Here is a 24,258-nt window from a genome sequence, read left to right on the forward strand (position 1 = left end):
ATGGTAGATTTTTGCACATGAGGAGTGCGGAACGGCATCAGATGATCGTAGAGCGACTACGAGCCATCGACCGAGTCTCGGTCCAGGAACTGGTCGAGGCGACCGAGGCGTCCGACATGACGGTCCGCCGCGACCTCGACTTCCTGGCCGCGCAGGGGGTGCTGAAGCGCGTCCACGGCGGTGCGGTGTCGGCGATGCCGTCCGGTCTGGAGCCGCCACACTCGCTGCGCGCGCAGGCCGCGCTCGCCGCCAAGCAGGCGATCGCGCGGGCTGCGGTCGAGCATCTCAGCGACGGCGAGACCATCATTCTCGACAGCGGGACGACGGCGCTCGAGACGGCCAAGCTGCTGCACGACCGCGCGCTGACGGTGATGCCGCTCTCGCTGCATGTCGCGCACGAGTTGTCCGATGCGCCGCGGATCCGGCTGCTGATGCCTGGTGGCGAGGCGCGCAAGGGCGAGCTGTCCCTGGTGGGCCCGCTCACGGTCGCGTCGCTGCGTGCGCTCCGCTTCGACGCCGCCGTACTGAGCCCGTGCGCGTTCAGTCTGGACGCCGGGCTGACCGCCTTCGACCTGGGCGATGCGGAGGTCAAGCAGGAGGCGCTCAAGGTCGCGAGCCGCTCGATCGTGCTCGCCGACGGCGCCAAGTGGGACCGCGCCGCGCTCGCGTACGTCTGCCCCGCCGAACGCCCCGACCTGATCATCACCGACGACTCCGCCCCTGAGGACCAGCGAACCGTGCTCACCCAACGCGGCACCCTCGTAGAGGTGGCAGGTTGACCGCCACCGACGTACAGCTTCAGACAGCACCACCCCGAGCCGCCCGCGTCGCAACCTGGCTGTACTTCGGCCTCAACGGGTTCGCGGTCGGCATGTGGGTGGTGCACATTCCGAGCATCGAGCAGACGACCGGGATCACGCACAGCACGCTCGGGCTGCTTCTGTTGGTGCTCGGCGGTGCCGCGTTCACCGGCATGCAGGTCGCCGGTCCGCTCGTCGACAAGCTCGGCCAGCGCCGCCTCGTACCCGCAGCCGGCATCCTGCTCGGTATCGCGCTGGCCGGCCCCGGCCTGGCCACGAACTGGTGGACGCTCGGGCTCTCGCTGATTCTCGTTGGTTTCGGCAACGGTTCGATCGACGTCGGGATGAACGCGCAGGCCGTGGTGGTCGAGCGCGGCTACCCGCGGCCGATCATGGCGGCGTTCCATGCGATGTGGTCGATCGGCGGCGCGATCGCAGCGGTCGTCGGTGCTGCCACGCTGCGGGCCCACGTACCGACTGAGGTCACGCTGGCGTCGGCCGGCGTGCTGTGCATCGTGCTCTCACTGGTGGCCAGTCGGTACTTGCTGGAGGCAACCGAGCCGGCGGAGGACCACAACGAGGCCCCGCGGGCGAAGCCGCCCGCTCGGTTGGTCTGGGCTCTCGGCGGGCTCGCGTTCGGGCTGATGCTGTCCGAGGGTGTGGCCAACGATTGGGCGGCGCTGCACTTCAAGGACGTTCTCGGTACGTCGATCAGTACGGCGGCGTACGCGTACGGCTCGTTCGCGGTCGCGATGACCGTGGGACGCTTCCTCACCGATCGGGTGGCGGCCGTCACCGGTCCGGCCGCAATTGTCCGTTGGGGTGCCGCGCTGGCTGCGGTCGGCCTGACGCTGGTGGTCGTCGTGCCGTGGGTGCCTGTCGCACTCGTCGGCTGGGCCATCTTCGGCCTTGGCCTCGCCGGCGGCGTACCGCAGCTGTTCACCGCGGCCGGCAACCTCGACCCGCGATCCTCCGGTGCGCTGATGGCGCGGGTCGTCGGCCTTGGGTACGTCGGCCTGCTGGCTGGACCGGCGCTGATCGGCGGGCTCGCACACTGGATGCCGCTGAACATCGCGTTCATCCTGCCCGTGGTGCTGTGTGTGCTGACGTTCTTCGGCGGGCCCGTTCTCAAATCGAAGAGCTGAGAGCCTGCTCGAGATCCGCCCACAGGTCCTCGGGATGTTCGATGCCGACCGACAGGCGGATCAGGTCGTCGGGGATCGTGGGGACCTCGATCGGCCAGCGGCGGCGGCGCTCGAGAAGGGATTCGACGCCGCCGAGGCTGGTGGCGTGGACCCAGAGCTCGGTGCTCTCGCAGACCTTCTGGGCGTAGTCGGCGTCGCCGCCGAGTTCGAACGCGAGGATCCCGCCGAAGCCGGACATCTGCGCGGCCGCGCGGGCGTGACCGGGGTCGTCGGGCAGGCCGGGGTAGCGGACCCGGGTTACGCGCGGGTGCTGCAGGAGACGGTCGGCGAGGTACGCGGCGTTCGACTGTGAGCGTTCGAGTCGGAGCGCGAGCGTACGGAGGCCGCGGAGTGCTAGCCAGGCGTCCATCGAGCCGGCAATCGCGCCGAGGCTCCGGCGGCGCAGCTCGATCGCGGACCACAGGTCGTCGTCCGCGGTGATGACGGCGCCGAGGATCACGTCCGAGTGGCCGGCGATGAACTTCGTCGCCGAGTGCATCACCAGGTCCGCCCCGAGCCGCAACGGCTGCTGCAACAGCGGAGTCGCAAACGTGTTGTCGACAACAACCGTGGCCCCCACAGCATGGCCGGCAGCCGCAAGCGCCCCAATATCAGCAACCTCCATAGCCGGATTGGTCGGCGACTCGATCCACAACAGATCTGCGTTCCGCAAGCCGCCGTCCGTGCCACCTCCTGCCCGGCCGTCGGCACCGCCACCTGTTGCATGGCCGTCCGCACCATCGCCTGCGCCACCTCCCGCTCCTCCGGTGCCGCTGCTGGGCGTGTTGGTCAGGGCGTGAGTTACTGCGTTGGTGTCGGCGATGTTGACCCGGTCGACTGTCAGGCGGCCGGTTGCGGCTTGCTGGTCCAGGAGGGCGAGGACGCCGGAGTAGGCGTGCTCGGGTGCGACCACCCGGCCGCCGACCGGGACCAGGTCCGCGATCGCCGCCGCTGCCGCCATGCCGGACGCGAACGTCAGCGCCCGACCACCCTCGAGTCGGCCGAGGGTCTCCTCGAGCGCCGTCCACGCCTCGTTCCCGAACCGTCCGTACCCGCGGTCGCCGCCCGCGACGTACGTCGAACTGAACACCGGCGAGCCACCAACAGGCGCATTCGGCACCCGCTCCGGCCGGCCGGCGTGAACAACAACAGTCGACGGATCGAGATCAGCAGTCATACCCACATCCTCCAGTTACGTCCGAACGTCCGAGCACCAGGGCCCACACATCCTCGGACGTAAGCGCTCGGGAGGCAGGCGGTCAGCGGTGGCTGGGGAGGGGGATGCCGCCGGTGCCGAGGAGGTACATGGCGCGCCGGGCGAGCGCGTCCGCCGTCCCCGAGCCGCCGCCGTCCGCGCCGGAGCCATCCGCGCAGGGGCCGTCCGCGCTGGAGCTGTCTGCGGCGGGTGGGGTGGTGGAGGCGGGGGTTTCGACCCAGGCTCGGACCACTGTTTCTATGACGTTCATGGCGATTCCGGCGGACAGGGCTGCTACGAACTCTCGCGTTTCTGCGCGGTCCGCGGGCAGGCGGCGTGCGAGTTCGTCGGCGAGGTCGTTGCGGAAGCGCCAGATCAGCTCGTTCAGATGAGCGCTGACCGACTCGTTCTGCTTGGCGAGCACGAACACCGCGCGTACGCGGTCCGGATTCGTCTCGAGCTGCTCGAGAACGCGCTGGATGACCGCCCGCAGCCCGTCCGGCAGTTCCAGCGCAGGCTGGGCGTGGAACCACGCGACCGCCTCGGCGAGACAGTCGTCGACGAACTCGAGGACCAGCGTCTCCTTGGTCGGGAAGTACCGGTACAGGGTGCTCGGACCGACCTCGGCCGCGGCCGCGATCTGCTCGACCGTGGTCCGGCCGAATCCGTTGTCCCCGAACAGCTCGAACGCCTTGTCCGCGATCAGCCGGCGGGTCCGCTCCCGCTTCACCTCGCGCAGTCCCATCAGCACCTCCGCGGGCAGGGTACCGCCTCCGGCGCGCCGCACGCCGTACCGAATCGGCAGCATCAGTCATATGGTAGTCACTACCAGAATCTCGTGGCGACGCGAGAACAGGCAGCGAGTGGAGGCAGCGGTGACCGAGAGCTTTCCCGTCGGCAGGCCGTCCGGTTGTCCCTTCGACCCGGCGCCGGAGTACGCCGCGTTCCGCCGTACCGACGCGCCCACGCGGGTGTCCACACCGGCCGGCGTCGACGCGCACGTGATCAGCCGGTACGACGACGTCCGGACCCTGCTGCGCGACACCCGTCTGAGCTCACGGTTCGCGCCCTCGGATCACGTCGTGCCCGATGCGGATCTGGACCGTGAAGTGGAGTCGGGGTCGATCCTGCAGGTCGACGGCGCGGCGCACAAACGTTTGCGCAGGATGCTCGCGACCGAGTTCGCGGTCAAGCGGATGGAGGCGCTCCGGCCGCGGGTTGCGGCGATGATCGACGAGCGGATCGACGCAATGCTGGCGGCCGGCGGCCCGGTCGACCTGGTGCAGGAGTTCGCGCTGCCGATCCCGTCGCTGGTGATCTGCGAGCTGCTCGGCGTCCCGTACGCGGATCGCCGGGAGTTCCAGGAGCGGAGCGCCCTGCTTGTCCGCGTCGACGGGTACACCGACGAGATCGGCCAGGCCAGCGACGAGCTGAACCAGTACATCGTCAACCTCGTACTGGCGAAGCAGGCGCATCGTGAGGACGACCTGCTGTCCCGGCTGATCACCCGCGGCGAGGAGCTCGGTACGCCGTTGAGCATCGAGGAGCTGGTGACGATCGGAGTCACGCTGCTCGTCGCGGGCCACGAGACGACCGCGAACATGATCGCGCTCAGCACCCTTGCACTGCTGCGCAGCCCGGAGCAGCTCGACGTACTGCGATCGGATCCGTCGAAGGCGCCGGCCGCGGTCGAGGAGCTGCTGCGGTACCTCTCGGTGGTGCACTTCGGCCTGTTCCGCTACGTCACCGAAGAGTTGACAGTCGGATCGTCGACAATCCGCACGGGCGACTACCTGATCGCCGCCTTGTCGTCGGCCAACCGCGACGAGACTGTCTTCCCGGATCCCGATCGGCTGGACCTCGAACGGGATGCGGCGGCGCATGTCGCCTTCGGGTTCGGGCCGCACCAGTGCATCGGTCAGCAGCTGGCACGGCTCGAGTTGCAGGAGGTGTACACGCGCCTGTTCAGGCGGATCCCGACGCTGCGACTGGCCGTACCGTTCGAGGAGATCGACTACCGGGAGAACACGCTCGTGTACGGAGTGACAGCGTTGCCAGTCACCTGGGACGCGCCGATCTGAACACTTCTTAACCGAACCCCGGTCGGATCGTCATCGCCGGACCGCTACAGTCGAGCCGGTGAGTGAGTACTCAGAAGGTCAACGCAAGCCCCGGGTCGCGGTCGTCTTCGGCGGCCGTTCGAGCGAGCACGCCATCTCTTGCGTGACCGCGGCGAACGTCCTGCAGGTCATCGACCGGGACAAGTACGACGTGGTCCCGGTCGGCATCAGTACCAGCGGCCACTGGGTGCTGGAGAGCGGCGATCCCGAGCGCCTGTCGATCACCGACGGCAAGCTCCCGGAGGTCGACGTCACCGCGATGCCGGTGCTGTTCGGCGCGAACCGCGAGCTCGTGGTCAGCGAGCCCGAGCAGGTACCGAGCACCCTCGGCCAGGTCGACGTGGTGTTCCCGCTGCTGCACGGCCCGTGGGGCGAGGACGGCACCATCCAGGGCCTGCTCGAGATGTCCGACATCCGGTACGTCGGTTCCGGCGTGCTGTCGAGCGCGGTCGGGATGGACAAGCACTACATGAAGGTCGTGTTCCAGGCGGCCGGGCTCGAGGTCACGCCGTACGTCGTGATCCGCGACCGGGACTGGAAACGCGACCCGGCCGCCTGCCGCGAGGCGGTGGACGCGCTCGGCTACCCGGTGTTCGTGAAGCCGAGCCGTGGCGGGTCCAGTCTCGGAATCACGAAGGTGAACAGCCTGGACGAGCTCGACGGCGCGATCGTCGAGGCCCGGGCACACGACCCGAAGGTGATCGTAGAGGCGTCCGCGAAGGACCCGCGGGAGATCGAGGTCGGCGTGCTCGGCACCCTGGACGGCGGGCAGCCGGACGTCAGCGTCTGCGGCGAGGTCGCGGTGTCCGGCGGCGGGCACGACTTCTACGACTTCGAGACCAAGTACCTGCCCGAGGGCGAGGAGTACCTCGCGCTGTCGGTGCCGGCCGACCTGCCGGCCGAGCTCGCCAACGAGATCCGCGCCAAGGCGCTGACCGCGTTCGACGCGATCGAGGCCGAGGGGCTCGCGCGGGTCGACTTCTTCGTCGACGCCGACAACCGGGTGATCATCAACGAGATCAACACGATGCCCGGGTTCACGCCGACGAGCATGTTCCCGCGGCTGTGGGCGGCCTCCGGCAAGGACTACGCGAGTCTCGTCGAACACCTGCTGAACCTGGCGATGACCCGCCCGACCGGCCTGCGCTGACGAGAGGTCCTAGCCGGATGGCGCTCGTCAGCACCCAGTACGGGCCTGTCCGTGGCACGGACGCGGACGTGCTTTCGTTCAAGGGCATCCCGTACGCAGCGCGGCCGGTCGGTCCGAACCGCTTCGAGCCACCGCAACCTCCCGAACCGTGGACCTCGCCCCGGGACGCGACCGCGTACGGCGCGACGGCACCTCAGACGGAGGCCGGTGAGCTGGGTGCGCTGGTGCCGCGACGCGTCATCCCGGGCGACGACTACCTCAACCTGAACGTCTGGACGCCGAGTCTGGCCGGGCGGGCGCCGGTGATGGTGTTCATCCACGGCGGCTCGTTCACCAGCGGCTCCGGCGCGCTGTCGGTGTACGACGGCAGCCGGTTCGCTCGCGACGGCGTGGTCCTGGTGACGATCAACTACCGGCTCGGCGCCGACGGGTTCCTGTGGTTCGGCGACGGTACGCCGAACCTCGGACTGCTCGACCAGATCGCGGCGCTGAAGTGGGTCCGCGACAACATCGCCGCCTTCGGAGGCGATCCGGGCAACGTGACGGTTTTCGGCGAATCGGCCGGAGCGATGAGCGTCTGTACGTTGCTCGCGATGCCGAGCGCGGAGGGGCTGTTCCACCGGGCGATCGCCGAATCGGGCGCCGCGCACAACACCATCGGCCCGGAGACCGCCCTGATCGTCGGTGCCAAGCTGGCCATCGCGCTCGGTACGGAGCCGACCCGCGAGGCGATCGCCGACGTACCGATCGACCGATTGCTCGCGGTGCAGGACGAGCTCGGCCGGCAGGCGACCAAGGCGCGCGCCAAGAAGTGGGGCGATGTCGCCCGGACGTTGCTGCCGTTCAGTCCGGTCGTCGACGGGGAGTTGCTGCCGGCGCCGCCGATCGACCGGATCCGCTCCGGTGCGGGCGCGGACGTCGACCTGATGATCGGTACGAACAGCGAGGAAGCTCGACTGTTCCTGATCCCGACCGGCGCTGCCGCCAAGATCAGCACTCCGCTGCTGTACGCGGCGGCCGGGCTGCGTTTCGGGTTGCCGATCGGCGGCGTACGTCACTATCGGGCGAACCGCCGCGGGTCCACGCCGGGCGAGGTGCTGGCCGCGATCATGACCGACGCGTACTACCGCATGCCCGCACTCTGGCTCGCCGAGGCGCATCCCGGCACCTACGTCTACGAGTTCGGCTGGCAGTCGCCCGCATGCAACGGCACGCTCGGCGCCTGCCACGTCGTCGAGCTCCCGTTCGTCTTCGACAACCTCGACGACGCATCCACCGCGACGATGCTCGGCTCCGCACCCCCGCAGCACCTGGCCGACCTGGTCCACAAGACCTGGGTCGACTTCGCCAAAACCGGCAACCCCGGCTGGCCCGCCTACACCACGGACAATCGCGTCAGCCGCCACTTCGCCACCGCCTCCGGGACCACCACCGACCCCCACCCCGAAGAACGCACCTCCTGGCCCACCCCGGCTAGGAATCAGAGTCTGTTGGCTCGGGATCTTAGGTAGCGTTGCTGGGGGATGCTGGTGGTGCGGGTGGCTGCCTGCTCGTACGCGGCCTTTGCGCCTGGGGTGTCGCCGGACAGCTCCAGGAGATGGGCCCGGACCGCCGACAGGCGGTGGTCCTTCGTGATGCGCTCGTCGGCTTCGATGGTCGACAACAGTTCGAGGCCCTCGGTCGGACCGCGTGCCATGGCGACCGCGACGACGTGGTTGAGGGCGACCATCGGGTTGTCGGTGAGTTGGAGCAGGACCTCGTACAGGGCGACGATCTGTGGCCAGTCGGTCGCGTCGGCGGATGGTGACTCGTCGTGGACCGCCGCGATGGCTGCCTGCAGTTGGTACGGGCCAACGGGTCCGCGAGGGAGCGTCACGGTGATCAGGTCGATGCCCTCGCGGATCAGTGGCTGGATCCAGAGGGAGCGATCCTGCTCTGCCATCGGCACCAGCTCGCCGAGCTGACCGGTGCGGGCCGGTCGGCGAGCATCGGTCAGCAGGAGCAACGCCAGCAGGCCGGCCACCTCGGGGTCGTCGGGGAGCAAGCGGTACAGCAAGCGCGCTAGGCGGATGCCTTCGGCGGCGAGCTCGACTCGTTGCAGGCTTGGTCCGGTCGTACTCGCATAGCCTTCGTTGAAGATCAGGTACACGACCTTCAGCACCGCGCCGAGCCGCTCCTCCCGATCGGTGGGCATCGTGAACCGCGCGCCGGTCTCCTTCACGCTCGCCTTCGCCCGGGTGATCCGGCGCGTCATGGTCGGCTCCGGGACGAGGAACGCTCGCGCGATCTCGGCCGTGGTCAGACCGCCGACCGCCCGGAGCGTCAGCGCGATCTGGGACGCGGGAGACAGCGAGGGATGACAGCACAGGAACAGCAGCACCAGTGTGTCGTCGGTGTCGCCGACCGGGTCACCTTGCGGGGCCCAGTGCGCGACGCGATCCTCCCGCCGGCGGCGGGACTGCTCACGGCGGAGCAGATCCGTCAGCCGACGGGAGGCGACCGTGATCAACCAGCCGCGCGGACTCTCCGGTACGCCGTCGCTCGGCCATTGCTGCGCCGCCGCGAGCAGCGCCTCCTGCACGGCGTCCTCAGCCGTCGCGAAGTGCCCGTACCGCCGCACCAGCGCCCCGAGCACCTGCGGCGCCAACTCCCGCAACAACTCCTCGACCCGACCAGTCATCCCACCTCACCACCCCACCTCACCGCTCAGCCCGGCAGGCCACCCACGACCACTCGCTACGGCCGCTCACTCCATGAGGGCTTCACGACCGTCGATGATGGGGCGGATGTCGGCATACGCCGTCGCTCGGACGAAGTCGGGCGCAGGGGTGTCCGCGAGTCGGGAGGCGATCTCGGTGGCGCGGTCGAAGGACTCGCACTCGACGATCCAGTAGCCGGCGAGCACCTCTTGGGTTTCGGCGTACGGGCCGTCGGTGACCACGGACTGCCCGTCCTTCGAGCCGAGCCGTCTGGTCAGCACCGGCGCGGCGAGCGCGCGGGTCTCGACCAGCTCACCCGACTCCGCCAGATCGTTGTTGAGCTTCTCCATGAAGGCGCCCATGGCCGCGAAGTCCTCCGGCTGCCAGGCCGGCTTCCCGGTGTCCTTCCCCGCCATGCCGTCGTAGTCCTCCTGCGACGCGTACGTCAGGATCATGTACTTCATCAGCTTCTCCCGTCCTCAGAGCACCCACCGCAGGGCGCTTCCACCCGAGACGTCGCCCCCGAACAGCCAGACCGGACACGCCCCGCCAAAGAAGATCTCGTCAGTGAGTATGCCGAGTTCAGGTACAGGGAGTGACAAGTTTGTCGAACTTGTGGACAGCGTCCGAGACATCGGTCAGGGCGTTGGCTTCGGGGGAGTACTTCGAGGGGACTGCGACCTCGAAGTAGACGGCGCGGCCGATGGTGGTGAAGATGGTGCCGTTCTGGACCTGTTTGGCGAACCAGCCGACGCCGTTGACCTCGAAGCACTGGGACTGCGCCTCGGCCATGCCGGCCGGAGGCGCGACGCCACAGGTCACCTCGATCGGCGGGTCCCCGTACGCCGCGGTCAGCGGGCTCTCAGGGGTCGTCTTGCGGCGTTTTGCGTCCAGGACCTTGTCAGGCAGCGCCTTGACCAGGTCCGTACAGGCTGTGGCGACCTCGGGCGCGGGGGAGGGAACTGAGACCTCAGCCGGCCCGGCGGCGCAACCGGCGATCAGGAGCGCGCCGAGAGCGGCCGCGGCGGACCACATCACGGTGCGGGCGGGTTTGAGCTTGGGCATGCTGAGAGTGAGCGGGTCCCCGTAGGTAGTGGGTTCAGATGTGGACGACGGGGCACGTCAGCGTACGGGTGATGCCGGGGACGTTCTGGACCCGGGCAACCACCAGTTTGCCCAGTTCGTCGACGTTACGGGCCTCGGCGCGGACGATCACGTCGTACGGCCCGGTGACGTCCTCGGCCAGGGTGACGCCCTGGACCTCGGCGATCTGTGCGGCCACGTCGGCCGCCCGGCCGACCTCGGTCTGGATCAGGATGTATGCCTGGACCACCACGTCGTTCTCCACTCAGTCGTCCTCAGCCGGTCCGGACACAGTACTGCCAGGCGCCCGGGCGTACTCGTTGCCACGTCACGGTACCGCCTAGGGCGGTGCCTGGTAATCCCCCGCCTACTGCGGGGCACTCGGCACGGCACCTCGCCGCACGGGTGCAAAGGCCACGATGCTCCGCATCGAGACCTTCGCCCCCCGCACGCCGAGCTACCGCACCGAGCACCTCCTCGCTACGGCGCGGGATCACCAGGCACCGCCTAGACTCCGGCTAGCGATATGGGAGGTCTGCTGACGTGACAGAGACGTTGGGGAGCACGGGTGAGTTCGGCCTGATCGCGGCCGTCACCAAGGGGCTGTCCAAGAGTGAGGACGTCCTGGTCGGTCCCGGTGACGACGCGGCCGTGATGGCGGTGCCGGACGGCCGCATGGTGATCACGACCGATTTGCTGATCGAGGGCCGGCACTTCCGCCAGGACTGGTCGTCGGCGTACGACGTGGGCCGCAAGGCCGCCGCACAGAACCTCGCCGACGTGGTTGCGATGGGCGCCCGGCCGACTGCGCTCGTGGTCGGCTTCGGTGGGCCCGCCGACCTGCCGACCGCCTGGGCGCTGGAGCTGAACCAGGGCCTGGTCGACGAGTGCGAGCTGGTCGAGGCGAGCATCGTCGGCGGCGACACGGTGCAGTCGGACAAGATCGTCGTGTCAGTGACCGCGTTCGGTTCGCTCGACGGGAGGCAGCCGGTGCTGCGGTCCGGCGCCCGCCCGGGGGACGAGGTCGCGTACGTCGGCCGGCTCGGCTGGGCCGAAGCGGGCTGGGCGGTGCTCGCCCGCGGGTTCCGCTCGCCACGGGCCGTCGTCGAGGCGCACCGGCGCCCGCAACCCCCGTACGCCGAGGGTCCGCGGGCCGCGCTCAGCGGAGCCTCGTCGCTCTGCGATGTCAGCGACGGCCTGCTGTCCGACCTCGGGCACATCGCGGCGGCGAGCAAGGTGATCATCGACGTGCACACGAAGGGCCTGACCGTGCCGGAGCCGCTGCAGGCGGTGGCGGCCGCGACCGGCGTGGACGCGTTGAAGTTCGTACTGACCGGTGGCGAGGACCACGCGCTGGTCGGGACCTTCGAGCCGGCCGACGTGCCCGAGGGCTGGACCGTGATCGGGTCGGTTGCTGAGGGCAACGAGGAACGACCGGCCGGGACCGTGACCGTGGACGGCGCGCCGTATGCTGCGGAGACCGGCCACGCCCACTTCAGGAGTTGAGATGCGCCCGCCCAGAGTGCTGACGATCGCGGGGTCCGACTCCGGTGGTGGAGCCGGGATCCAGGCGGATCTGAAGGCGATGCTTGCCAACGGTGTGCACGGCATGAGCGTGCTGACCGCGATCACCGCGCAGAACAGCCTCGGCGTCCAGGGGGCGTGGGAGCTGCCCGAGGAGCAGGTACGCGTCCAGTTCCGCAGTGTGGTCGACGACATCGGCGTCGACGCGGTGAAGACCGGCATGCTGGCCTCCGCGTCGATGGTACGCGTTGTCGCGTCGCTGCTGCGCACGCTGCCGCCGGACGTACCGGTCGTGGTCGACCCGGTGTCGGTGTCCAAGCACGGCGACGCGCTGCTCGCGCCGGACGCCATGGACGCCGTACGCGCCGAGATCGTGCCGCTGGCCACAGTCCTCACCCCGAACCTCACTGAGCTCGGACCGGTCTCCGGCATCGAACTGGCGACGGTGGAGGACCGGGAGCTTGCTGCGAAGGCGCTGCTGGCCGCAGGCGCGACCTGGGTGCTCGTCAAGGGCGGCCACGACGTCGGTACGGCGTCAGTCGACGTTCTGCACGGTCAAGGGGTACGGCGTGTGTACAGCGCGTCCCGTGCCGACAACAGGCACACGCACGGCACCGGCTGCACGCTGGCCAGCACCGTCGCGTCGTACCTTGCTCGCGGCTATGACGTACCGAGTGCTGTCGGTGCCGCCAAGGAGTATGTGACCGGAGCGATCGCAGCCGGCTTCGCCCTGGGCGAAGGCATCGGCCCGGTCGACCATGCGTGGAGATTTCGAGGGAGCACGAGTTGAGCAAGCAGCAGCCCCCGGTCGACGGGTACTGCGAGCAGTGCGGTTTCAACTACGACACAGGTGACCTGCAAGGCACGGTGACGTTGTTGATCCGGCAGGCGGCGGACTGCGCGATGGCGCTGACCAAGGCGGCGGCCGGTCCGGACGCGAGCGTGGTGCGGCTGCGGCCGGAGCCGGAGGTGTGGTCGGCGATCGAGTACGCGTGCCACGTGCGTGACGTGCTCGAGGTGCAACGGCTGCGGATCGCCCAGTGCCTTGCGGAGGACCGGCCTGTGTACGCGCCGATGGACCGGACCGGGCGGGTGAAGCAGCAGAAGTACGAGGACCAGGACCCGATGGAGGTCGCGGCCGCGCTGATGCGGCTGGCGCGCGAGTTCGGCGCGGCGGCACGGGTGCTGCAGCCGCAGCAACTGGGCAAGCTCGGGCTGTACAACTATCCGGTGCGGGCGCCGCGGACGCTGGGCTGGATCATTCGCCACACGGCGCACGAGATCCAGCACCATCGGCACGACGTCCTCGAGATCCTGGCGAAGGTCGAGCCCCCGATCGTGCCGAAGCCCAAGCCGGAGCCGGCGGACGACGACGCCACCGAAGACGCCACCGAAGACGCCACCGAAGACGCCACCGAAGACGCCACCGAAGACGCCACCGAAGACGCCACCGAAGACGCAACCGAGGACGCGACTCAGGATGCGACCGGAGACGCGACTGGCGAGTCGACTGAAGCAGTGTCCGAAGAGGCGATCGAGGAAGTGCGCGTCGCCGACTAGCGTTGGGCGACCCAGGCGGCGATGGATGACTCGCTCGTGACTTGGTCGAGCGCCAGCGCCGCCGCGCCCCGTAGCGGCCCGTCCGGCTGGTGGGTGGCGGCAAGCACCGGCGGGGGAGAGCCGCGGTGGAACGCCATCAGCCCACTCTCGTACGCCGTCCTGAACGTGTCCTCGGCCGCCGCGCGTAGCGGAATCGCCAGCCCGCCGATGGTGACCACATCCGGGTCATGCGCGTTGACGAGACCCGCGATGCCGTAGCCCAGCGCGGTGACCACCCTGAGTACCGCTGCGCGAGCAGGCCGATCGGTGCGCCGCAGTACCTTCTCCGCGTACGCAACAGGGTCGTCCGGAGTCGGCTGCTTCAGGTGGCGCGCCAGCGCGCGTCCGTCGATCTCCAGATCCCAGCAGCCGCGAGCGCCACACGGACAGGTCCGGGAGCGATCACCGAACGGCATATGCCCGTACTCACCACCCGCACCGGACACGCCCTGCGCCGGTACGCCGTCGATGAGCAGCGTCCCGCCGATACCGACCTCAATGATCAGATGCACCGCCGTACCGGCTCCTGCTGCTGCACCGGTGCGGGCCTCGGCCACGCCGCTGAGCGTTGCGTCGTTGCCGGCCAGCAGTGGTACGTCAAGGTTCGCCGTGACTTGTGCGAGGTCCAGCTCGGCCCACTCCAGTGTTGGGGCCTGCATGAGGTGGTTGTCGCGCACAGTGCCCGGTACGGCGAGGCTCACCAGCTGCAGGCGTTCGCCGTACTGCTGGTGTGCCTGCTCGACCTCGCGCCGCAGGTTGTTGAGCACCACCTGTGCGCGCCGACTCCGGTGCCGCTTGTACTGCGGGTGCTGCAGCGACCCATCCAGCGCTACGACTGCACTGCGCCAACTGCTCTGCCGCAGGTCGAGTGTGAGGACCACAGGGCCCTCCGGGTGCGCCTGCAGCACTGTGGTCGGCCGCCCGCGGCCCTGGCTGGGTGCGGGTGCTTCCGTCAGGAGGTGTACGTCGCGTAGCCGGGCAGTCACCTCGGTGGCCGAACCCGTGCTCAGCCGGAGCGTGCGCGCGACCGCGGCCCGGGTGATGCCTGGGTGACGGGCCACCTGGGTCAGGACGTCCGAAGCCGTCTGCCATTGTCCCCGGCGCACTGGAGTCATCGCTGCCCTTCGCCTTATGCTCGGAGAGCGAGTTTATTTGACTGGAGGGGTCATGGGCATCCGCGACATCCGCGACATCAGGGCCGTGCTGTTCGACATGGACGGCACCCTTGTCGATTCCGACGCCGTCGTGGACCGGAGTTGGGGCCGCTGGGCGACCGAGTACGGTCTGTCGCCGGCCGAGGTGCTCGCGGTCGCGCACGGGAACCCTGCCGCGGCGACGGTCGCGCACTTCCTGCCGGAGCTGTCGGCCGAGGAACAGGGCGTGGCGTGGACGCGGGTGTTCGACCTGGAGGTCGCCGATGTCGAGGGCGTGGTGGCGAAGCCAGGTGCGGTGGAGGTGATCGCGACGCTCGAACGGCGTGAGATGCCGTGGGCGGTTTACACCAGCGCGCCGGCGCAGTTGGCGAAGGTGCGGCTGAGCGCGGCGGGGATTGCTCCGTCGGTGCTGGTCACGGTCGACGACGTCAGCCGGGGGAAGCCGGATCCGGAAGGGTACGTGCGGGCGGCGGAGCTGCTCGGCGTACCGGTGACGGAATGTCTGGTGGTCGAGGACACGGTGGTCGGGTTGTCGGCCGGGCGGGCCTCGGGAGCGCTCACAGCGGGGTTGAAGGGCATAGCTGCTGACATCGAGCTCCCCGACCTCCACCACCTCAACAACCTCCTCCAAGCCCGAGAATGAAGCAGCGGGGGATGGGTGTGTGGGGGTGGGAATGACATTGCGTGCTTCGGTGGAGAATCGGCGTCGGGCTGATGAGGTGCGGATCGGGATCGCGCTGTCGGCTATGGGTTTCGTGCTGGCTGGGCTCGGGGCTTGTGTGGCGATCCTTGCGCGTGACCTGGATGAGCCGACCGGGCGGTTGGCGTTGTTGTCGTCCGGGTTCGCGGTCGGGCTGCTGATCGTCGCGGCGATCGGCCCGCGGATGCTCCGGCGCTGGCCGATGCCGACCGTCCTCGCGCTCGGCTCGGTCCTGTGTGCGATCGGTGCGGTGCTGATCGCGGTTGCTCCTGCGTACGTGGTCGCGATCGCCGGCGGCCTGTTCGTCGGGCTGGGCGGCGCGCTGCTGGTCCTGGTCGCGCCGCTGATGCTGAACGGTCCTACGGCGGCATCCCGGCTCAGTCGCGTGAACGCGGTCGCCAGCGGCACCGGCATCCTCGCCCCGCTCGCGATCGGCACCCTGGACGGCCTGGGCCCCACCGGTCGCCTGGCCATGATCGCCGCCGCCCCACCCCTGATCCTGCTGGCATTCCTCACCCACCAACGAACAACACCCCCCAACCAACCAACCACACCGTCCGCCAACGGCGCCGCCCGGCAACCGACTGACTCTGTGCACGAGCAGGAAGTTGTGGCGGTGTTGATTGATTCGGCTCCGGCTGTGGGGCTGGGGCGGAAGTGGCGGCGGGTGGGGCGACGGGTTGTGATGGACGTGGGGGTCGGGTGGCTCCGGGTCGTGCTCGCGGTATCGGTGGAGTTCTGCTTCGTCGTGTGGGCGGTGGCCCGGCTGATCGCGACCGGACTGCCGACGCCGACAGCCGCGCTGCTCGGGAGTGCGTTCCCGATCGGTATGGCGGTCGGCCGCGCGATCGGCCCGATCCAGCTCCGCAGTTGGTCCCCGATCTACCCGTCCAGCCTGCTAGCCGCATGCGGCACTCTCCTTGTCAGCCTGTTCGACGTTCCCGCGGTCGTAGCCCTCGGCCTGGTCGTCGCGGGCCTCGGCGTGGCACCGCTCTACCCAGTCACCCTCGCCTCACTCGTAGCAACCCCGGGCATCAGCTCCGCACGCCTCGCCGCGGTCGGCGCACTCGCCTCCGGTACGGCGATTCTCATCGCCCCCGCAATCCTCGCCGTACTGGCGCGAGTCCTGGACCTGCGAACGGCGTACCTGATCACCCTCCCGCTGCTCGCCGTACTTTTCCTGCTCAGCCGTCGATCTGCCCGCACCGCGTTCGTGTAGGGGATGAACACACCCCCGAGCGAACGAGGTGCCACCCCATGAAGCTCCTGATCGACAACCTGGGTATGCCCGAATCCGCCCGCCGGCACGACGGCCGGCTGTGGTTCTGCAACTGGATCGAGCAGCAGGTCGTCGCGGTCCGCGCTGACGGTACGGCGGAGTACTTCGACGTACCGGTCGAGAATCTGATGGGCTGGTCCATCGACTGGACCCCGGACGGCCGTCTACTGACGACCGGCGACAAACTGCGCCGGTACGAGCCGGACGGATCGATCACCGTCCTGGCGGATCAAGGCGCGAACGAGCTGGTGGTGGATGCCCACGGCAACATCTACCTGGACGGCGCCGACTTCAACTTCTCCGGTGGCGAGGAGCCGAAGCCCGGCTGGATCAAGCTGGTCACGCCGGACGGCACGGTGCGCGAGGTCGCGGACGACATCCAGTTCCCGAACGGCATGGTGCTGACGCCGGACGGCCGCACGCTGGTGATCGCGGAGTCGTTCGCGGGCCGGCTGACCGCGTTCGACGTACAGCCCGACGGCGGCCTGACGAACCGGCGCGTGTTCGCCGAGAACCTCGGCCCGGACGGCATCGTCCTGGACGCCGAGGGCGCGATCTGGGTCCAGACCGGCAGCGAAGGCGTCGTTCGGGTCGCCGACGGCGGCGAGATCCTGCAGTCGGTCGAACTGCCCGAGAACCGGGCGCCGTTCGCGCTGACCCTGGTCGACTTCGACGGACCGACGCTCTGCATCCTCACGTCGGAGTGGCGGATGAACGACTCGATCGCCGACAACCTCGACCGGCTCCGGAACGGCCCGCGCACCGGCCGGATCCACACTCTCCCGGTCGCCGTACCGGCCGCCACGCGCTGAACTCACCCACCAGACCTCACCCGGCACTCGCTAACATCACCTGCATGGAGTGCTTCGCAGCCGGGCGCACCCGGCGCTGACCCCGGCCCGCCGCCGCTCGACCAGGCGATGGGCCGGTCACGCCTGCCCGATTCGCACTCACGAGAGGCACCCTCCATGCATTTCGAAGGCCACATCCGTTCGTACGCCGACGCCGATCTCACGCCGCTGATCAGCCTGACGATCGACACCTTCGGTCCGTTCTACGAGGACTCGTTCCGCCCGTTGGTCGGCGACCTGATCTTCACCCGCCAGCACGGCGACTGGCGCGGCGACTACCGCCGGCAGGTCCCCACGCTGCACGACCCGGACGCTCACAAGTACGTCGCCGTCGCCGAGCAGGACGGCGTACTCAATGGGTACGTCGCCTGGCACGTTGACGAGACCCGTCGCCGGGGCACGGTCGAGATCCTGGCCGTCACCCGCGAGCACCGCCGTTCGAACACAGCAACCATGCTCTGCGAGCACGCGTTCGCGGCGATGCGGGGCGAGGGCGCGCAGTACGTCGAGATCGGCACCGGCGGGGACGATTTCCACGCCCCGGCGCGGGCTTTCTACGAGAGCCTCGGCTGCGTGAAACTCCCGGTCGCGGTCTACTTCAGGCAGCTATAGCGGAAGGTCGTACCGGCGTAGCAGCTCGATCAGGGCTGGTACGCCGGACGACAGGTCGTACAGCTCCGCGTGCAGGCCGACGCTCCGTGCGCCGTCCACGTTCGCCTGGTTGTCGTCGATGAACAGCACGTCGGACGCGGACAGGTCGAGCGCGCCGAGGATCGCCCGGAAGTACGCCGGATCCGGCTTCGCGAGGCCGAGGTCGCAGGAGTAGAACGTCCGGTCGAACCACGCGCCGTACCCGCGCTCGTCCTGCATGACCGCCCGCCGGAACGCCTGCTGGTTGGTCGCCAGGTGGCACCCGACGCCGGCCGCGCGGAGCGTCTGGATCAGCTCGACCACCGCGGGCTCCGCGGCGAACCATGTCCACGGCTCGAGCGCCTCCTCGAGCGGGGCGGTCGAGTTCCAGCGGCGCAGTACGTCGGCCAGCGCGTCGGTGAAGTCGACCTTCCCGACCAGCGCCGGCCGCTCCGCCGCCATCAGCTCGGCCACGAACGCGTCCCCGTCGGCCGGCACCAGCCCGGTCAACCGGCCCCACCAGTCGCGCGTGGGCCGCTGCACGACTCCGTCGGCATCGAAGAGGACAGCGCGTGAGCTCATAGGTTCATCTTGTCATCAGGACCTGGACCTTGACCGGTTCAGTCGGTATGCGCTTACCTATGGCTACGTAAACATATGTGGACACCTTCCGGCGAAATCCAACAGAAAGCGCCAGGTGAGGCTATGACACTGGGCAGAAGGCAGTTCCTCGCGGCCGGCACCGCCCTCGCCGCCGCGAGTCTCACCGGCTGCGGATCCCGCAGCTCGCTGGGCGGAAAGAACGAGCTCAGCATGTGGACCTGGGTCGGATCCGTGAATGACGACCTGATCGGCCAGGCGGAGAAGACGATCCCCGGGTACGACGGCATGAAGTTGTCGATGACCAGAATCGGATCGAACTACAAGACGAAGGTCCTGACCGCGCTGGCCGGCAAGTCCCTGGTCCCGGACATCGTCGCGATCAACGACGACGTCGCGACCTACTTCCCGAACGCCGACCAGTTCCACGACCTGTACGAGCTCGGCGCCAAGGAGCTGGAGAAGGATTTCCTGCCCTGGAAGTGGAAATGGGGCGTCACGCCGGCGGGCAAGATGATGGCGTACCCGATGGACACCGGGCCGACCGCGCTGTTCTACCGGTCCGACATCTTCACCAAGGCCGGCATCGACATCGATCCCGCTGCGGTGGCCCAGCTCGCCCCGGACTGGGACGCCTACATCCAGCTCGGCAAGAAGCTCAAGCAGGCCGTCCCCGGCTCGGCGATCACGAACAACATCAAGAGTGTCTACGACTACCGGATGGCCCAGCAGTCGAAACGCTACATGACCTCCGACGGGCAGTTCATCGGCGACCAGGACCATGTCCGGGAAGCCTTCGACCTCGCGGTCCGGGTGGTCAAGGAGGGACTGTCGGCGAACGCGCAGAACGGCTCCACCGACGAGGACGCGGTCGTCACCAACGGCAAACTAGTCGCCTTCAGCGCTGCGGTCTGGTGGGCGCAGCTCGGGCCCAAGAACGCCGCCCCGAAGACCAAGGGCCTCTGGCGGGTCACCGCACAGCCCGGCGGGCCCGGTAACAAGGGCGGGTCGTTCCTCGGGATCACGAAGTACTGCAAGGATCCGAAGGCCGCCTTCGCCTTCATCAGCTGGCTGGAGTCGGCGAAGAACCAGGCCCAGGCGTTCCTCGACCCGGTGCTGTTCCCGTCGACGCCGGCCAGCTACACCGACTCCCGGCTGAGCGCGCCCGACCCGTTCTTCGGCGGGCAGAAGATCGTGGACGTGTTCGCCGACTCCGCCAAGAAGTACCCTGGCGCATTCTTCTCGCCGTACGACTCGCTGATCGACACGCCGCTCGGCAACGAACTGGTGAACGTCGAGACGGCCGGCAAGAACCCGGACCAGGCCTGGTCCGACGCCCAGCACCAGATCGAGCGCGAACTCACCCGGGCGGGGGCGATCTGAGATGGCCGTCACGAGCAAGGCCGCCCCGGCCTCCGGAGGCGCTGTCGCCGCGAGCGCAGCATCCGACGGCAAGCCGCCGAACAAGTACCGCCAGGCGTTCCCGCAGTACGCCGCGGTGGCGCCGTTCTTCATCCTGTTCGCGATCTTCGGCGCGTTCCCGGTGCTGTTCTCGATCTGGATCTCGTTCCACTCCTGGGACGGCATCGGCCAGATGAAATGGGTCGGGCTGCAGGAGTACAGCTATCTGCTCTCCGACCCGGTGTTCTGGAAGGCGATCGGCAGCACGCTGATCATCTGGGTGCTGTCGACGGTGCCGATGCTGCTGCTGGCCCTGGTGATCGCGAACGCGCTGCACAACGCGACCCGGTTCCGCAGCTTCTACCGGATCGCCTACTTCATCCCGAACGTCACGTCCGTGGTCGCCGTCACCTTGGTGTTCGGCTCGATCTTCAGCAACAACTTCGGTCTGCTGAACGCCTTCCTCGAGTCGATCGGGGTCGGCAAGATCGACTGGCTCACGCAGCCGTGGGGGATCAAGATCGCGATCGCCACCATCGTCACCTGGCGCTGGGTCGGCTACAACGCGATCATCTACCTGGCCGGTCTGCAGGCGATCTCGGCGGACGTGTACGAGGCCGCGAAGGTCGACGGTGCGTCGCCGCGGCAGACGTTCTGGCGGATCACCGTACCGATGATGCGGCCGGTCATCTTGTTCACCGCGGTCACCTCGACGATCGGCGGGTTGCAGATCTTCACCGAGTCCCGGGTGCTGTTCGGTGACACCAGCAGCATCGGCGGACCCGGTGACGCCGGCCTGACGATCGTCTCGTACCTGTACCAGAGCGCGTTCATCAAGAACCAGTTCGGGTACGGCGCTGCCATCGGCTGGGCGTTGTTCATCCTGATCGTGCTGTTCAGCATCGTGAACTGGCGGCTGATCGGCGGCACCGACGACGAACGCCTGACCCGACGCGCCGCTCGGCGGGTGGAACGCCGGATCGCAGCACAGAATGCCAAGAAGACGGCTGTACAGAGGGAGACCGCAGATGTCGATTGAGCGCGTACGTACCGCCGTCGGTCACGTCGTGCTGATGCTCGGCGTGGTCGTCTCGCTGTTCCCGTTCTACTGGATGGTGGTGATGGCCTCCAACACCACCCCGGACATCTTCACGTACCCGCCGAAGCTGCTGATCGGCTCGCACCTGTTCGAGAACATGGGCAAGGTGCTCGACAACATCGACTTCTTCGGCTCGATGCTGCTCACGCTGATCGCCGCCCTCGGCGTCACGATCCTGGTGCTGTTCTTCGACTCGCTGGCGGCGTTCGCGTTCGCGAAGTACGAGTTCCCGGGCCGGAACGTGCTGTTCGGCCTGCTGCTCGCGACGTTCATGATCCCGACCCAGCTGTCGCTGGTGCCGCAGTTCGTGACGCTCGCGCAGTTCGGCTGGATCGGGTCGCTGAAGGCCCTGATCATCCCGGGCGCGGCGAACGCGTTCGGCATCTTCTGGATGCGCCAGTACGCCAAGGGCGCGATCCCCGACGAGCTGATCTCGGCCGCCAAGGTCGACGGTGCCGGCTTCTTCCGGCAGTACCTGACCGTCGGCCTGCCGGTGCTCCGGCCCGGTCTGGCCTTCCTCGGCATCTTCACCTTCATCAACGTCTGGAACGACTACCTCTGGCCGTTGATCGTGATGACCGATCCGAACCGCCTCACCCTCCAGGTCGCCCTGGACCAGCTGAACGGCATCTACGGCACCGACTACTCGATGGTGATGGCCGGGGCCCTGATGAGCGTCATCCCCCTGATCGGCGTCTTCCTGATCGGCGCGCGTTCCTTCATCGCCGATCTCGCGGCGGGCGCCATGAAGTTCTGACCCTGAAACCACACACCAACCACGGGATTTCTTTTGACTGACCACAAGCTCCGCTGGGGCATCATCGGCACCGGCAACATCGCGTCCCGGTTCGCCAGTCAGGTGCCGACGTCGGCGACCAACGAGGTCGTCGCCGTCGGCAGCCGGTCGATCGAGTCGGCGAACACCTTCGCCGACAAGTGGGACATCGCCAACCGGTACGCCTCGTACGAGGACCTGCTCGCCGACGAGAGCGTCGAGGCGGTGTACATCGCCACGCCGCACCCGATGCACGTCGAGTGGGCGATCAAGACCGCCGAGGCCGGCAAGCACGTGCTCTGCGAGAAGCCGCTGGCGATCAACCGCGCGTGGGCCGAGGCGATGATCGAGGCCGCGGTCCGCAACGACGTCTTCCTGATGGAGGCGTACATGTACCGGTGCCTGCCGCAGACCAAGCTGATCACGCAGCTGGTCCGCGACGGCGAGCTCGGCACGGTGCACTCGATCCAGGCCACGTTCGCGTTCGCCGCCGGGTACAACCCGGAGAGCCGGATCTTCGCCGACGAACTGGCCGGCGGCGGCATCCTCGACGTCGGGGGCTACCCGGTGTCGATGGCCCGGCTGATCGCGGGCGTGGCGACCGGGAAGCCGTTCGCGGACCCGGCCGCGGTGAACGCGGTCGGTACGGTCGGCGAGACCGGCGTCGACGAGTGGACGGCGGCGACGCTGTTCTTCGACGGCGGCGTCACCGCGCAGATCACCACCGGAGTCCGGCTGTCGGACGAGAACCAGGTCCGGATCTACGGCAGCAAGGGTTACCTCCAGGTCGACGACCCGTGGTTCGGCGGTGACGGCAAGCCGAACAAGGTCGTCCTGCACAAGGTCGGGGAGGAGGCGCGGGAGCTGTCCGCGGAGCCGGCCCTGATCTACACCGCGGAGGCCGAGGCGGTACAGGCGGCGATCGCCTCCGGCGCGAAGGAGGCGCCGGAGATGAGCTGGGCGGACACGCTCGGCAACCTCACCGTTCAGGACCAGTGGCGCGCGGCGATCGGGCAGCAGTACACGAGCGAGCGGGACGACGCGATCGTCCCGACCGCGACCGGGCGCCCGCTGGCCAAGCGCGCCGACGCCCCGATGACGTACGGCCACGTGCCGGGCGTCGACAAGCAGGTGTCCCGCCTCGTGATGGGCGTGGACAACCAGCAGACGCTGCCGCACGCCGCGGTGATCTTCGACGACTTCGTCGAGCGCGGCGGTACGACGTTCGACACGGCCTACATCTACGGCGGCGGCCGCGGCGAGAAGCTGCTCGGGCAGTGGATGACGTCGCGCGGCAACCGGGACGACGTCGTCCTGATCGGGAAGGGCGCGCACACGCCGTACTGCGATCCGGAGTCGATCACGCGGCAGCTGCACGAGAGCCTCGAGCGGCTGCAGACCGACCACGTCGACCTGTACTTCATGCACCGGGACAACGAGGAGATCCCGGTGTCGGAGTTCGTCGACGTACTGGACGAGCACTTCAAGGCAGGCCGGATCAAGGCGTTCGGTGGGTCGAACTGGTCGCTGGAGCGGTTCGACGAGGCGAACGCGTACGCCGAGGCGAACAGCAAGCAGCCGTTCACGCTGCTGAGCAACCACCTCAGCCTCGCGCGGGCGTACGACGTGCCGTGGGCCGGCTGCCGGCACGTGTCGGACGACGCGTCGCAGGCGTGGCTGCGGGAGCGGCAGGTCGCCCTGTTCCCGTGGTCGAGCCAGGCGCGCGGGTTCTTTACCGGACGGGCCAAGCCGGAGGACAGGTCGGACGCCGAACTGGTCCGCTGTTTCTACTCCGACGACAACTTCCGTAGGCTGGACCGGGCGCGGGAGCTGGCGGCCGCGAAGGGCGTCGAGCCGACGGCCGTCGCGCTGGCCTGGCTGCTGCACCAGCCGTACCCGGTGTTCCCGCTGATCGGGCCGCGGCACGTGAGCGAGACGCGGACCTCGACACCTGGTCTGTCGGTGACGCTGACGGACGAGGAAGTGGCCTATCTCACTGCCTAGGAGGGCCTGGGCAGCCGAATTGGTCGTGTGCTGACACGCATGTAACATGATCTGTCGGAGTCACGACCCTGAACACGGAGAATCATGTCTAAGAAGTGCGATGTCTGCGGCAAGCAGCCGACGTTCGGCAACAGCGTTGCCCGTCTGGGTAAGGGCGCGATGATCCGCCGGGTCAAGGCTCGTACGCCGCGGCGGTTCAACCCCAACATTCAGCCGGTGCGGGCGCTCATCAAGGGCACCCCGACCCGCATGAAGGTCTGCACGTCCTGCATCAAGGCCGGCAAGGTCCAGCGCGTCGTCGGCTGACCCAGCTTTCTCCGTGTAGGGCTTTCGAGTAGGGGGGGGGGGGGGGGGGGGGCGGCGGCGCGCCGCCCCCCCCCCCCCCCCCCCCCCCCCCCCCCCCCCCCCCCT

25 protein-coding genes are annotated in these 24,258 nt (G+C 68.7%); 17 read left to right on the forward strand and 8 right to left on the reverse strand.

Annotation, left to right across the window (positions count from 1 at the left end):
* The first annotated feature begins 17 nt into the window (after nucleotides 1-17).
* Together ACGFI6_RS27355 and ACGFI6_RS27360 are read left to right on the forward strand one after the other, a co-directional pair.
* The gene (locus ACGFI6_RS27355; protein ID WP_393123372.1) at nucleotides 18-779 is read left to right on the forward strand and encodes a DeoR/GlpR family DNA-binding transcription regulator; all 762 of its coding nucleotides are present in this window, start codon (nucleotides 18-20) and stop codon (nucleotides 777-779) included.
* Nucleotides 776-1,945 (forward strand): MFS transporter, encoded by a 1,170-nt coding sequence (locus tag ACGFI6_RS27360; protein WP_393123374.1) that lies wholly within the window; start codon nucleotides 776-778, stop codon nucleotides 1,943-1,945. The genes ACGFI6_RS27355 and ACGFI6_RS27360 overlap by 4 nt, the downstream gene beginning before the upstream one ends.
* On the opposite strand, the gene ACGFI6_RS27365 is transcribed toward ACGFI6_RS27360, so the two are convergent.
* Entirely contained in the window at nucleotides 1,929-3,161 is a 1,233-nt protein-coding gene (locus tag ACGFI6_RS27365) for a trans-sulfuration enzyme family protein (protein ID WP_393123376.1), read from the reverse strand. The two genes, ACGFI6_RS27360 and ACGFI6_RS27365, sit on opposite strands and share 17 nt — an antisense overlap.
* A gap of 82 nt (nucleotides 3,162-3,243) precedes the next feature.
* On the reverse strand, nucleotides 3,244-3,987 hold the full coding sequence (locus ACGFI6_RS27370) for a TetR/AcrR family transcriptional regulator (RefSeq protein ID WP_393123378.1): 744 nt from the start codon (nucleotides 3,985-3,987) through the stop codon (nucleotides 3,244-3,246).
* Between the two features lie 67 nt (nucleotides 3,988-4,054).
* Between ACGFI6_RS27370 and ACGFI6_RS27375 the strand changes: the two genes are divergently transcribed.
* The 3 genes from ACGFI6_RS27375 to ACGFI6_RS27385 are packed head-to-tail and all read left to right on the forward strand — an operon-like array spanning nucleotide 4,055 to nucleotide 7,960.
* The gene (locus ACGFI6_RS27375) at nucleotides 4,055-5,260 is read left to right on the forward strand and encodes a cytochrome P450 (protein ID WP_393123380.1); all 1,206 of its coding nucleotides are present in this window, start codon (nucleotides 4,055-4,057) and stop codon (nucleotides 5,258-5,260) included.
* Nucleotides 5,261-5,318: 58 nt separating this feature from the next.
* Nucleotides 5,319-6,449, forward strand: a complete 1,131-nt coding sequence (locus ACGFI6_RS27380; RefSeq protein ID WP_393123382.1) for a D-alanine--D-alanine ligase family protein — start codon at nucleotides 5,319-5,321, stop codon at nucleotides 6,447-6,449.
* Between the two features lie 17 nt (nucleotides 6,450-6,466).
* Nucleotides 6,467-7,960 (forward strand): carboxylesterase/lipase family protein, encoded by a 1,494-nt coding sequence (locus ACGFI6_RS27385; RefSeq protein ID WP_393123384.1) that lies wholly within the window; start codon nucleotides 6,467-6,469, stop codon nucleotides 7,958-7,960.
* On the opposite strand, the gene ACGFI6_RS27390 is transcribed toward ACGFI6_RS27385, so the two are convergent.
* The 4 genes from ACGFI6_RS27390 to ACGFI6_RS27405 form a co-directional block, all read right to left on the reverse strand.
* Nucleotides 7,930-9,129 (reverse strand): RNA polymerase sigma factor, encoded by a 1,200-nt coding sequence (locus ACGFI6_RS27390; RefSeq protein WP_393123385.1) that lies wholly within the window; start codon nucleotides 9,127-9,129, stop codon nucleotides 7,930-7,932. The two genes, ACGFI6_RS27385 and ACGFI6_RS27390, sit on opposite strands and share 31 nt — an antisense overlap.
* Before the next feature lie 66 nt (nucleotides 9,130-9,195).
* Nucleotides 9,196-9,612 (reverse strand): YciI family protein, encoded by a 417-nt coding sequence (locus tag ACGFI6_RS27395; protein WP_393123387.1) that lies wholly within the window; start codon nucleotides 9,610-9,612, stop codon nucleotides 9,196-9,198.
* A 118-nt stretch (nucleotides 9,613-9,730) separates the two neighbouring features.
* Nucleotides 9,731-10,213 (reverse strand): DUF3515 domain-containing protein, encoded by a 483-nt coding sequence (locus tag ACGFI6_RS27400; RefSeq protein WP_393123389.1) that lies wholly within the window; start codon nucleotides 10,211-10,213, stop codon nucleotides 9,731-9,733.
* 34 nt (nucleotides 10,214-10,247) lie between these two features.
* Nucleotides 10,248-10,481, reverse strand: a complete 234-nt coding sequence (locus tag ACGFI6_RS27405) for an Lrp/AsnC family transcriptional regulator (RefSeq protein ID WP_198682133.1) — start codon at nucleotides 10,479-10,481, stop codon at nucleotides 10,248-10,250.
* Nucleotides 10,482-10,774: 293 nt separating this feature from the next.
* Here ACGFI6_RS27405 and ACGFI6_RS27410 point away from each other — a divergent pair, with 293 nt between their 5' ends.
* Genes ACGFI6_RS27410 through ACGFI6_RS27420 form a run of 3 tightly spaced genes read left to right on the forward strand, consistent with a single transcriptional unit; the run spans nucleotide 10,775 to nucleotide 13,315 of the window.
* Nucleotides 10,775-11,737 carry a thiamine-phosphate kinase gene (locus ACGFI6_RS27410; RefSeq protein WP_393123390.1) on the forward strand — a complete coding sequence of 321 codons (963 nt, stop codon included), beginning with the start codon at nucleotides 10,775-10,777 and terminating at the stop codon, nucleotides 11,735-11,737.
* 1 nt (nucleotide 11,738) lies between these two features.
* The gene (gene thiD, locus ACGFI6_RS27415; RefSeq protein ID WP_393123392.1) at nucleotides 11,739-12,545 is read left to right on the forward strand and encodes a bifunctional hydroxymethylpyrimidine kinase/phosphomethylpyrimidine kinase; all 807 of its coding nucleotides are present in this window, start codon (nucleotides 11,739-11,741) and stop codon (nucleotides 12,543-12,545) included.
* Complete coding sequence (locus ACGFI6_RS27420; protein ID WP_393123394.1) at nucleotides 12,542-13,315, forward strand: DinB family protein; 774 nt, start codon at nucleotides 12,542-12,544, stop codon at nucleotides 13,313-13,315. Before thiD ends, ACGFI6_RS27420 begins: the two co-directional genes overlap by 4 nt.
* On the opposite strand, the gene ACGFI6_RS27425 is transcribed toward ACGFI6_RS27420, so the two are convergent.
* The gene (locus tag ACGFI6_RS27425) at nucleotides 13,312-14,469 is read right to left on the reverse strand and encodes an ROK family protein (protein WP_393123396.1); all 1,158 of its coding nucleotides are present in this window, start codon (nucleotides 14,467-14,469) and stop codon (nucleotides 13,312-13,314) included. The two genes, ACGFI6_RS27420 and ACGFI6_RS27425, sit on opposite strands and share 4 nt — an antisense overlap.
* A gap of 52 nt (nucleotides 14,470-14,521) precedes the next feature.
* Between ACGFI6_RS27425 and ACGFI6_RS27430 the strand changes: the two genes are divergently transcribed.
* The 4 genes from ACGFI6_RS27430 (at nucleotide 14,522) to ACGFI6_RS27445 (ending at nucleotide 17,950) form a co-directional block, all read left to right on the forward strand.
* The gene (locus ACGFI6_RS27430; protein WP_393123398.1) at nucleotides 14,522-15,151 is read left to right on the forward strand and encodes an HAD-IA family hydrolase; all 630 of its coding nucleotides are present in this window, start codon (nucleotides 14,522-14,524) and stop codon (nucleotides 15,149-15,151) included.
* A gap of 49 nt (nucleotides 15,152-15,200) precedes the next feature.
* Nucleotides 15,201-16,427 carry an MFS transporter gene (locus ACGFI6_RS27435; RefSeq protein ID WP_393123400.1) on the forward strand — a complete coding sequence of 409 codons (1,227 nt, stop codon included), beginning with the start codon at nucleotides 15,201-15,203 and terminating at the stop codon, nucleotides 16,425-16,427.
* Nucleotides 16,428-16,465: 38 nt separating this feature from the next.
* Nucleotides 16,466-17,299, forward strand: a complete 834-nt coding sequence (locus ACGFI6_RS27440; RefSeq protein ID WP_393123402.1) for an SMP-30/gluconolactonase/LRE family protein — start codon at nucleotides 16,466-16,468, stop codon at nucleotides 17,297-17,299.
* Between the two features lie 156 nt (nucleotides 17,300-17,455).
* A complete protein-coding gene (locus ACGFI6_RS27445) occupies nucleotides 17,456-17,950 on the forward strand; it encodes a GNAT family N-acetyltransferase (RefSeq protein ID WP_393123404.1) in 495 nt (164 codons plus the stop codon).
* On the opposite strand, the gene ACGFI6_RS27450 is transcribed toward ACGFI6_RS27445, so the two are convergent.
* Nucleotides 17,945-18,550 carry an HAD family hydrolase gene (locus tag ACGFI6_RS27450; protein WP_393123405.1) on the reverse strand — a complete coding sequence of 202 codons (606 nt, stop codon included), beginning with the start codon at nucleotides 18,548-18,550 and terminating at the stop codon, nucleotides 17,945-17,947. The two genes, ACGFI6_RS27445 and ACGFI6_RS27450, sit on opposite strands and share 6 nt — an antisense overlap.
* A 123-nt stretch (nucleotides 18,551-18,673) precedes the next feature.
* On the opposite strand from ACGFI6_RS27450, the gene ACGFI6_RS27455 reads away from it, so the two are divergent.
* The 5 genes from ACGFI6_RS27455 (at nucleotide 18,674) to rpmB (ending at nucleotide 24,153) form a co-directional block, all read left to right on the forward strand.
* Nucleotides 18,674-19,951 (forward strand): ABC transporter substrate-binding protein, encoded by a 1,278-nt coding sequence (locus ACGFI6_RS27455; protein ID WP_393123407.1) that lies wholly within the window; start codon nucleotides 18,674-18,676, stop codon nucleotides 19,949-19,951.
* 1 nt (nucleotide 19,952) lies between these two features.
* Nucleotides 19,953-21,008, forward strand: a complete 1,056-nt coding sequence (locus ACGFI6_RS27460; RefSeq protein WP_393123409.1) for a carbohydrate ABC transporter permease — start codon at nucleotides 19,953-19,955, stop codon at nucleotides 21,006-21,008.
* Nucleotides 20,998-21,825, forward strand: coding sequence for a carbohydrate ABC transporter permease (locus ACGFI6_RS27465; protein WP_393123411.1), 828 nt, complete (start codon nucleotides 20,998-21,000; stop codon nucleotides 21,823-21,825). Before ACGFI6_RS27460 ends, ACGFI6_RS27465 begins: the two co-directional genes overlap by 11 nt.
* A gap of 33 nt (nucleotides 21,826-21,858) precedes the next feature.
* Nucleotides 21,859-23,847: an aldo/keto reductase gene (locus tag ACGFI6_RS27470; protein WP_393123413.1), complete on the forward strand. Its 1,989-nt coding sequence runs from the start codon at nucleotides 21,859-21,861 to the stop codon at nucleotides 23,845-23,847.
* An 84-nt stretch (nucleotides 23,848-23,931) separates the two neighbouring features.
* On the forward strand, nucleotides 23,932-24,153 hold the full coding sequence (gene rpmB, locus ACGFI6_RS27475) for a 50S ribosomal protein L28 (RefSeq protein WP_132153237.1): 222 nt from the start codon (nucleotides 23,932-23,934) through the stop codon (nucleotides 24,151-24,153).
* The last annotated feature ends 105 nt before the right edge of the window (nucleotides 24,154-24,258 follow it).

Source organism: Kribbella sp. NPDC048928 (assembly GCF_043197975.1).
In the GTDB taxonomy this organism is placed as follows: domain Bacteria; phylum Actinomycetota; class Actinomycetes; order Propionibacteriales; family Kribbellaceae; genus Kribbella.

Coding starts and splice junctions, on each gene's coding strand:
- ACGFI6_RS27355 (WP_393123372.1), top strand. CDS start 18: ATGAGGAGTGCGGAACGGCATCAGATGATCGTAGAGCGACTACGAGCC.
- ACGFI6_RS27365 (WP_393123376.1), bottom strand. CDS start 3,161: ATGACTGCTGATCTCGATCCGTCGACTGTTGTTGTTCACGCCGGCCGG.
- ACGFI6_RS27370 (WP_393123378.1), bottom strand. CDS start 3,987: ATGCTGCCGATTCGGTACGGCGTGCGGCGCGCCGGAGGCGGTACCCTG.
- ACGFI6_RS27385 (WP_393123384.1), top strand. CDS start 6,467: ATGGCGCTCGTCAGCACCCAGTACGGGCCTGTCCGTGGCACGGACGCG.
- ACGFI6_RS27390 (WP_393123385.1), bottom strand. CDS start 9,129: ATGACTGGTCGGGTCGAGGAGTTGTTGCGGGAGTTGGCGCCGCAGGTG.
- ACGFI6_RS27395 (WP_393123387.1), bottom strand. CDS start 9,612: ATGAAGTACATGATCCTGACGTACGCGTCGCAGGAGGACTACGACGGC.
- ACGFI6_RS27400 (WP_393123389.1), bottom strand. CDS start 10,213: ATGCCCAAGCTCAAACCCGCCCGCACCGTGATGTGGTCCGCCGCGGCC.
- thiD (WP_393123392.1), top strand. CDS start 11,739: ATGCGCCCGCCCAGAGTGCTGACGATCGCGGGGTCCGACTCCGGTGGT.
- ACGFI6_RS27425 (WP_393123396.1), bottom strand. CDS start 14,469: ATGACTCCAGTGCGCCGGGGACAATGGCAGACGGCTTCGGACGTCCTG.
- ACGFI6_RS27430 (WP_393123398.1), top strand. CDS start 14,522: ATGGGCATCCGCGACATCCGCGACATCAGGGCCGTGCTGTTCGACATG.
- ACGFI6_RS27440 (WP_393123402.1), top strand. CDS start 16,466: ATGAAGCTCCTGATCGACAACCTGGGTATGCCCGAATCCGCCCGCCGG.
- ACGFI6_RS27445 (WP_393123404.1), top strand. CDS start 17,456: ATGCATTTCGAAGGCCACATCCGTTCGTACGCCGACGCCGATCTCACG.
- ACGFI6_RS27450 (WP_393123405.1), bottom strand. CDS start 18,550: ATGAGCTCACGCGCTGTCCTCTTCGATGCCGACGGAGTCGTGCAGCGG.
- ACGFI6_RS27455 (WP_393123407.1), top strand. CDS start 18,674: ATGACACTGGGCAGAAGGCAGTTCCTCGCGGCCGGCACCGCCCTCGCC.
- ACGFI6_RS27460 (WP_393123409.1), top strand. CDS start 19,953: ATGGCCGTCACGAGCAAGGCCGCCCCGGCCTCCGGAGGCGCTGTCGCC.
- ACGFI6_RS27465 (WP_393123411.1), top strand. CDS start 20,998: ATGTCGATTGAGCGCGTACGTACCGCCGTCGGTCACGTCGTGCTGATG.
- rpmB (WP_132153237.1), top strand. CDS start 23,932: ATGTCTAAGAAGTGCGATGTCTGCGGCAAGCAGCCGACGTTCGGCAAC.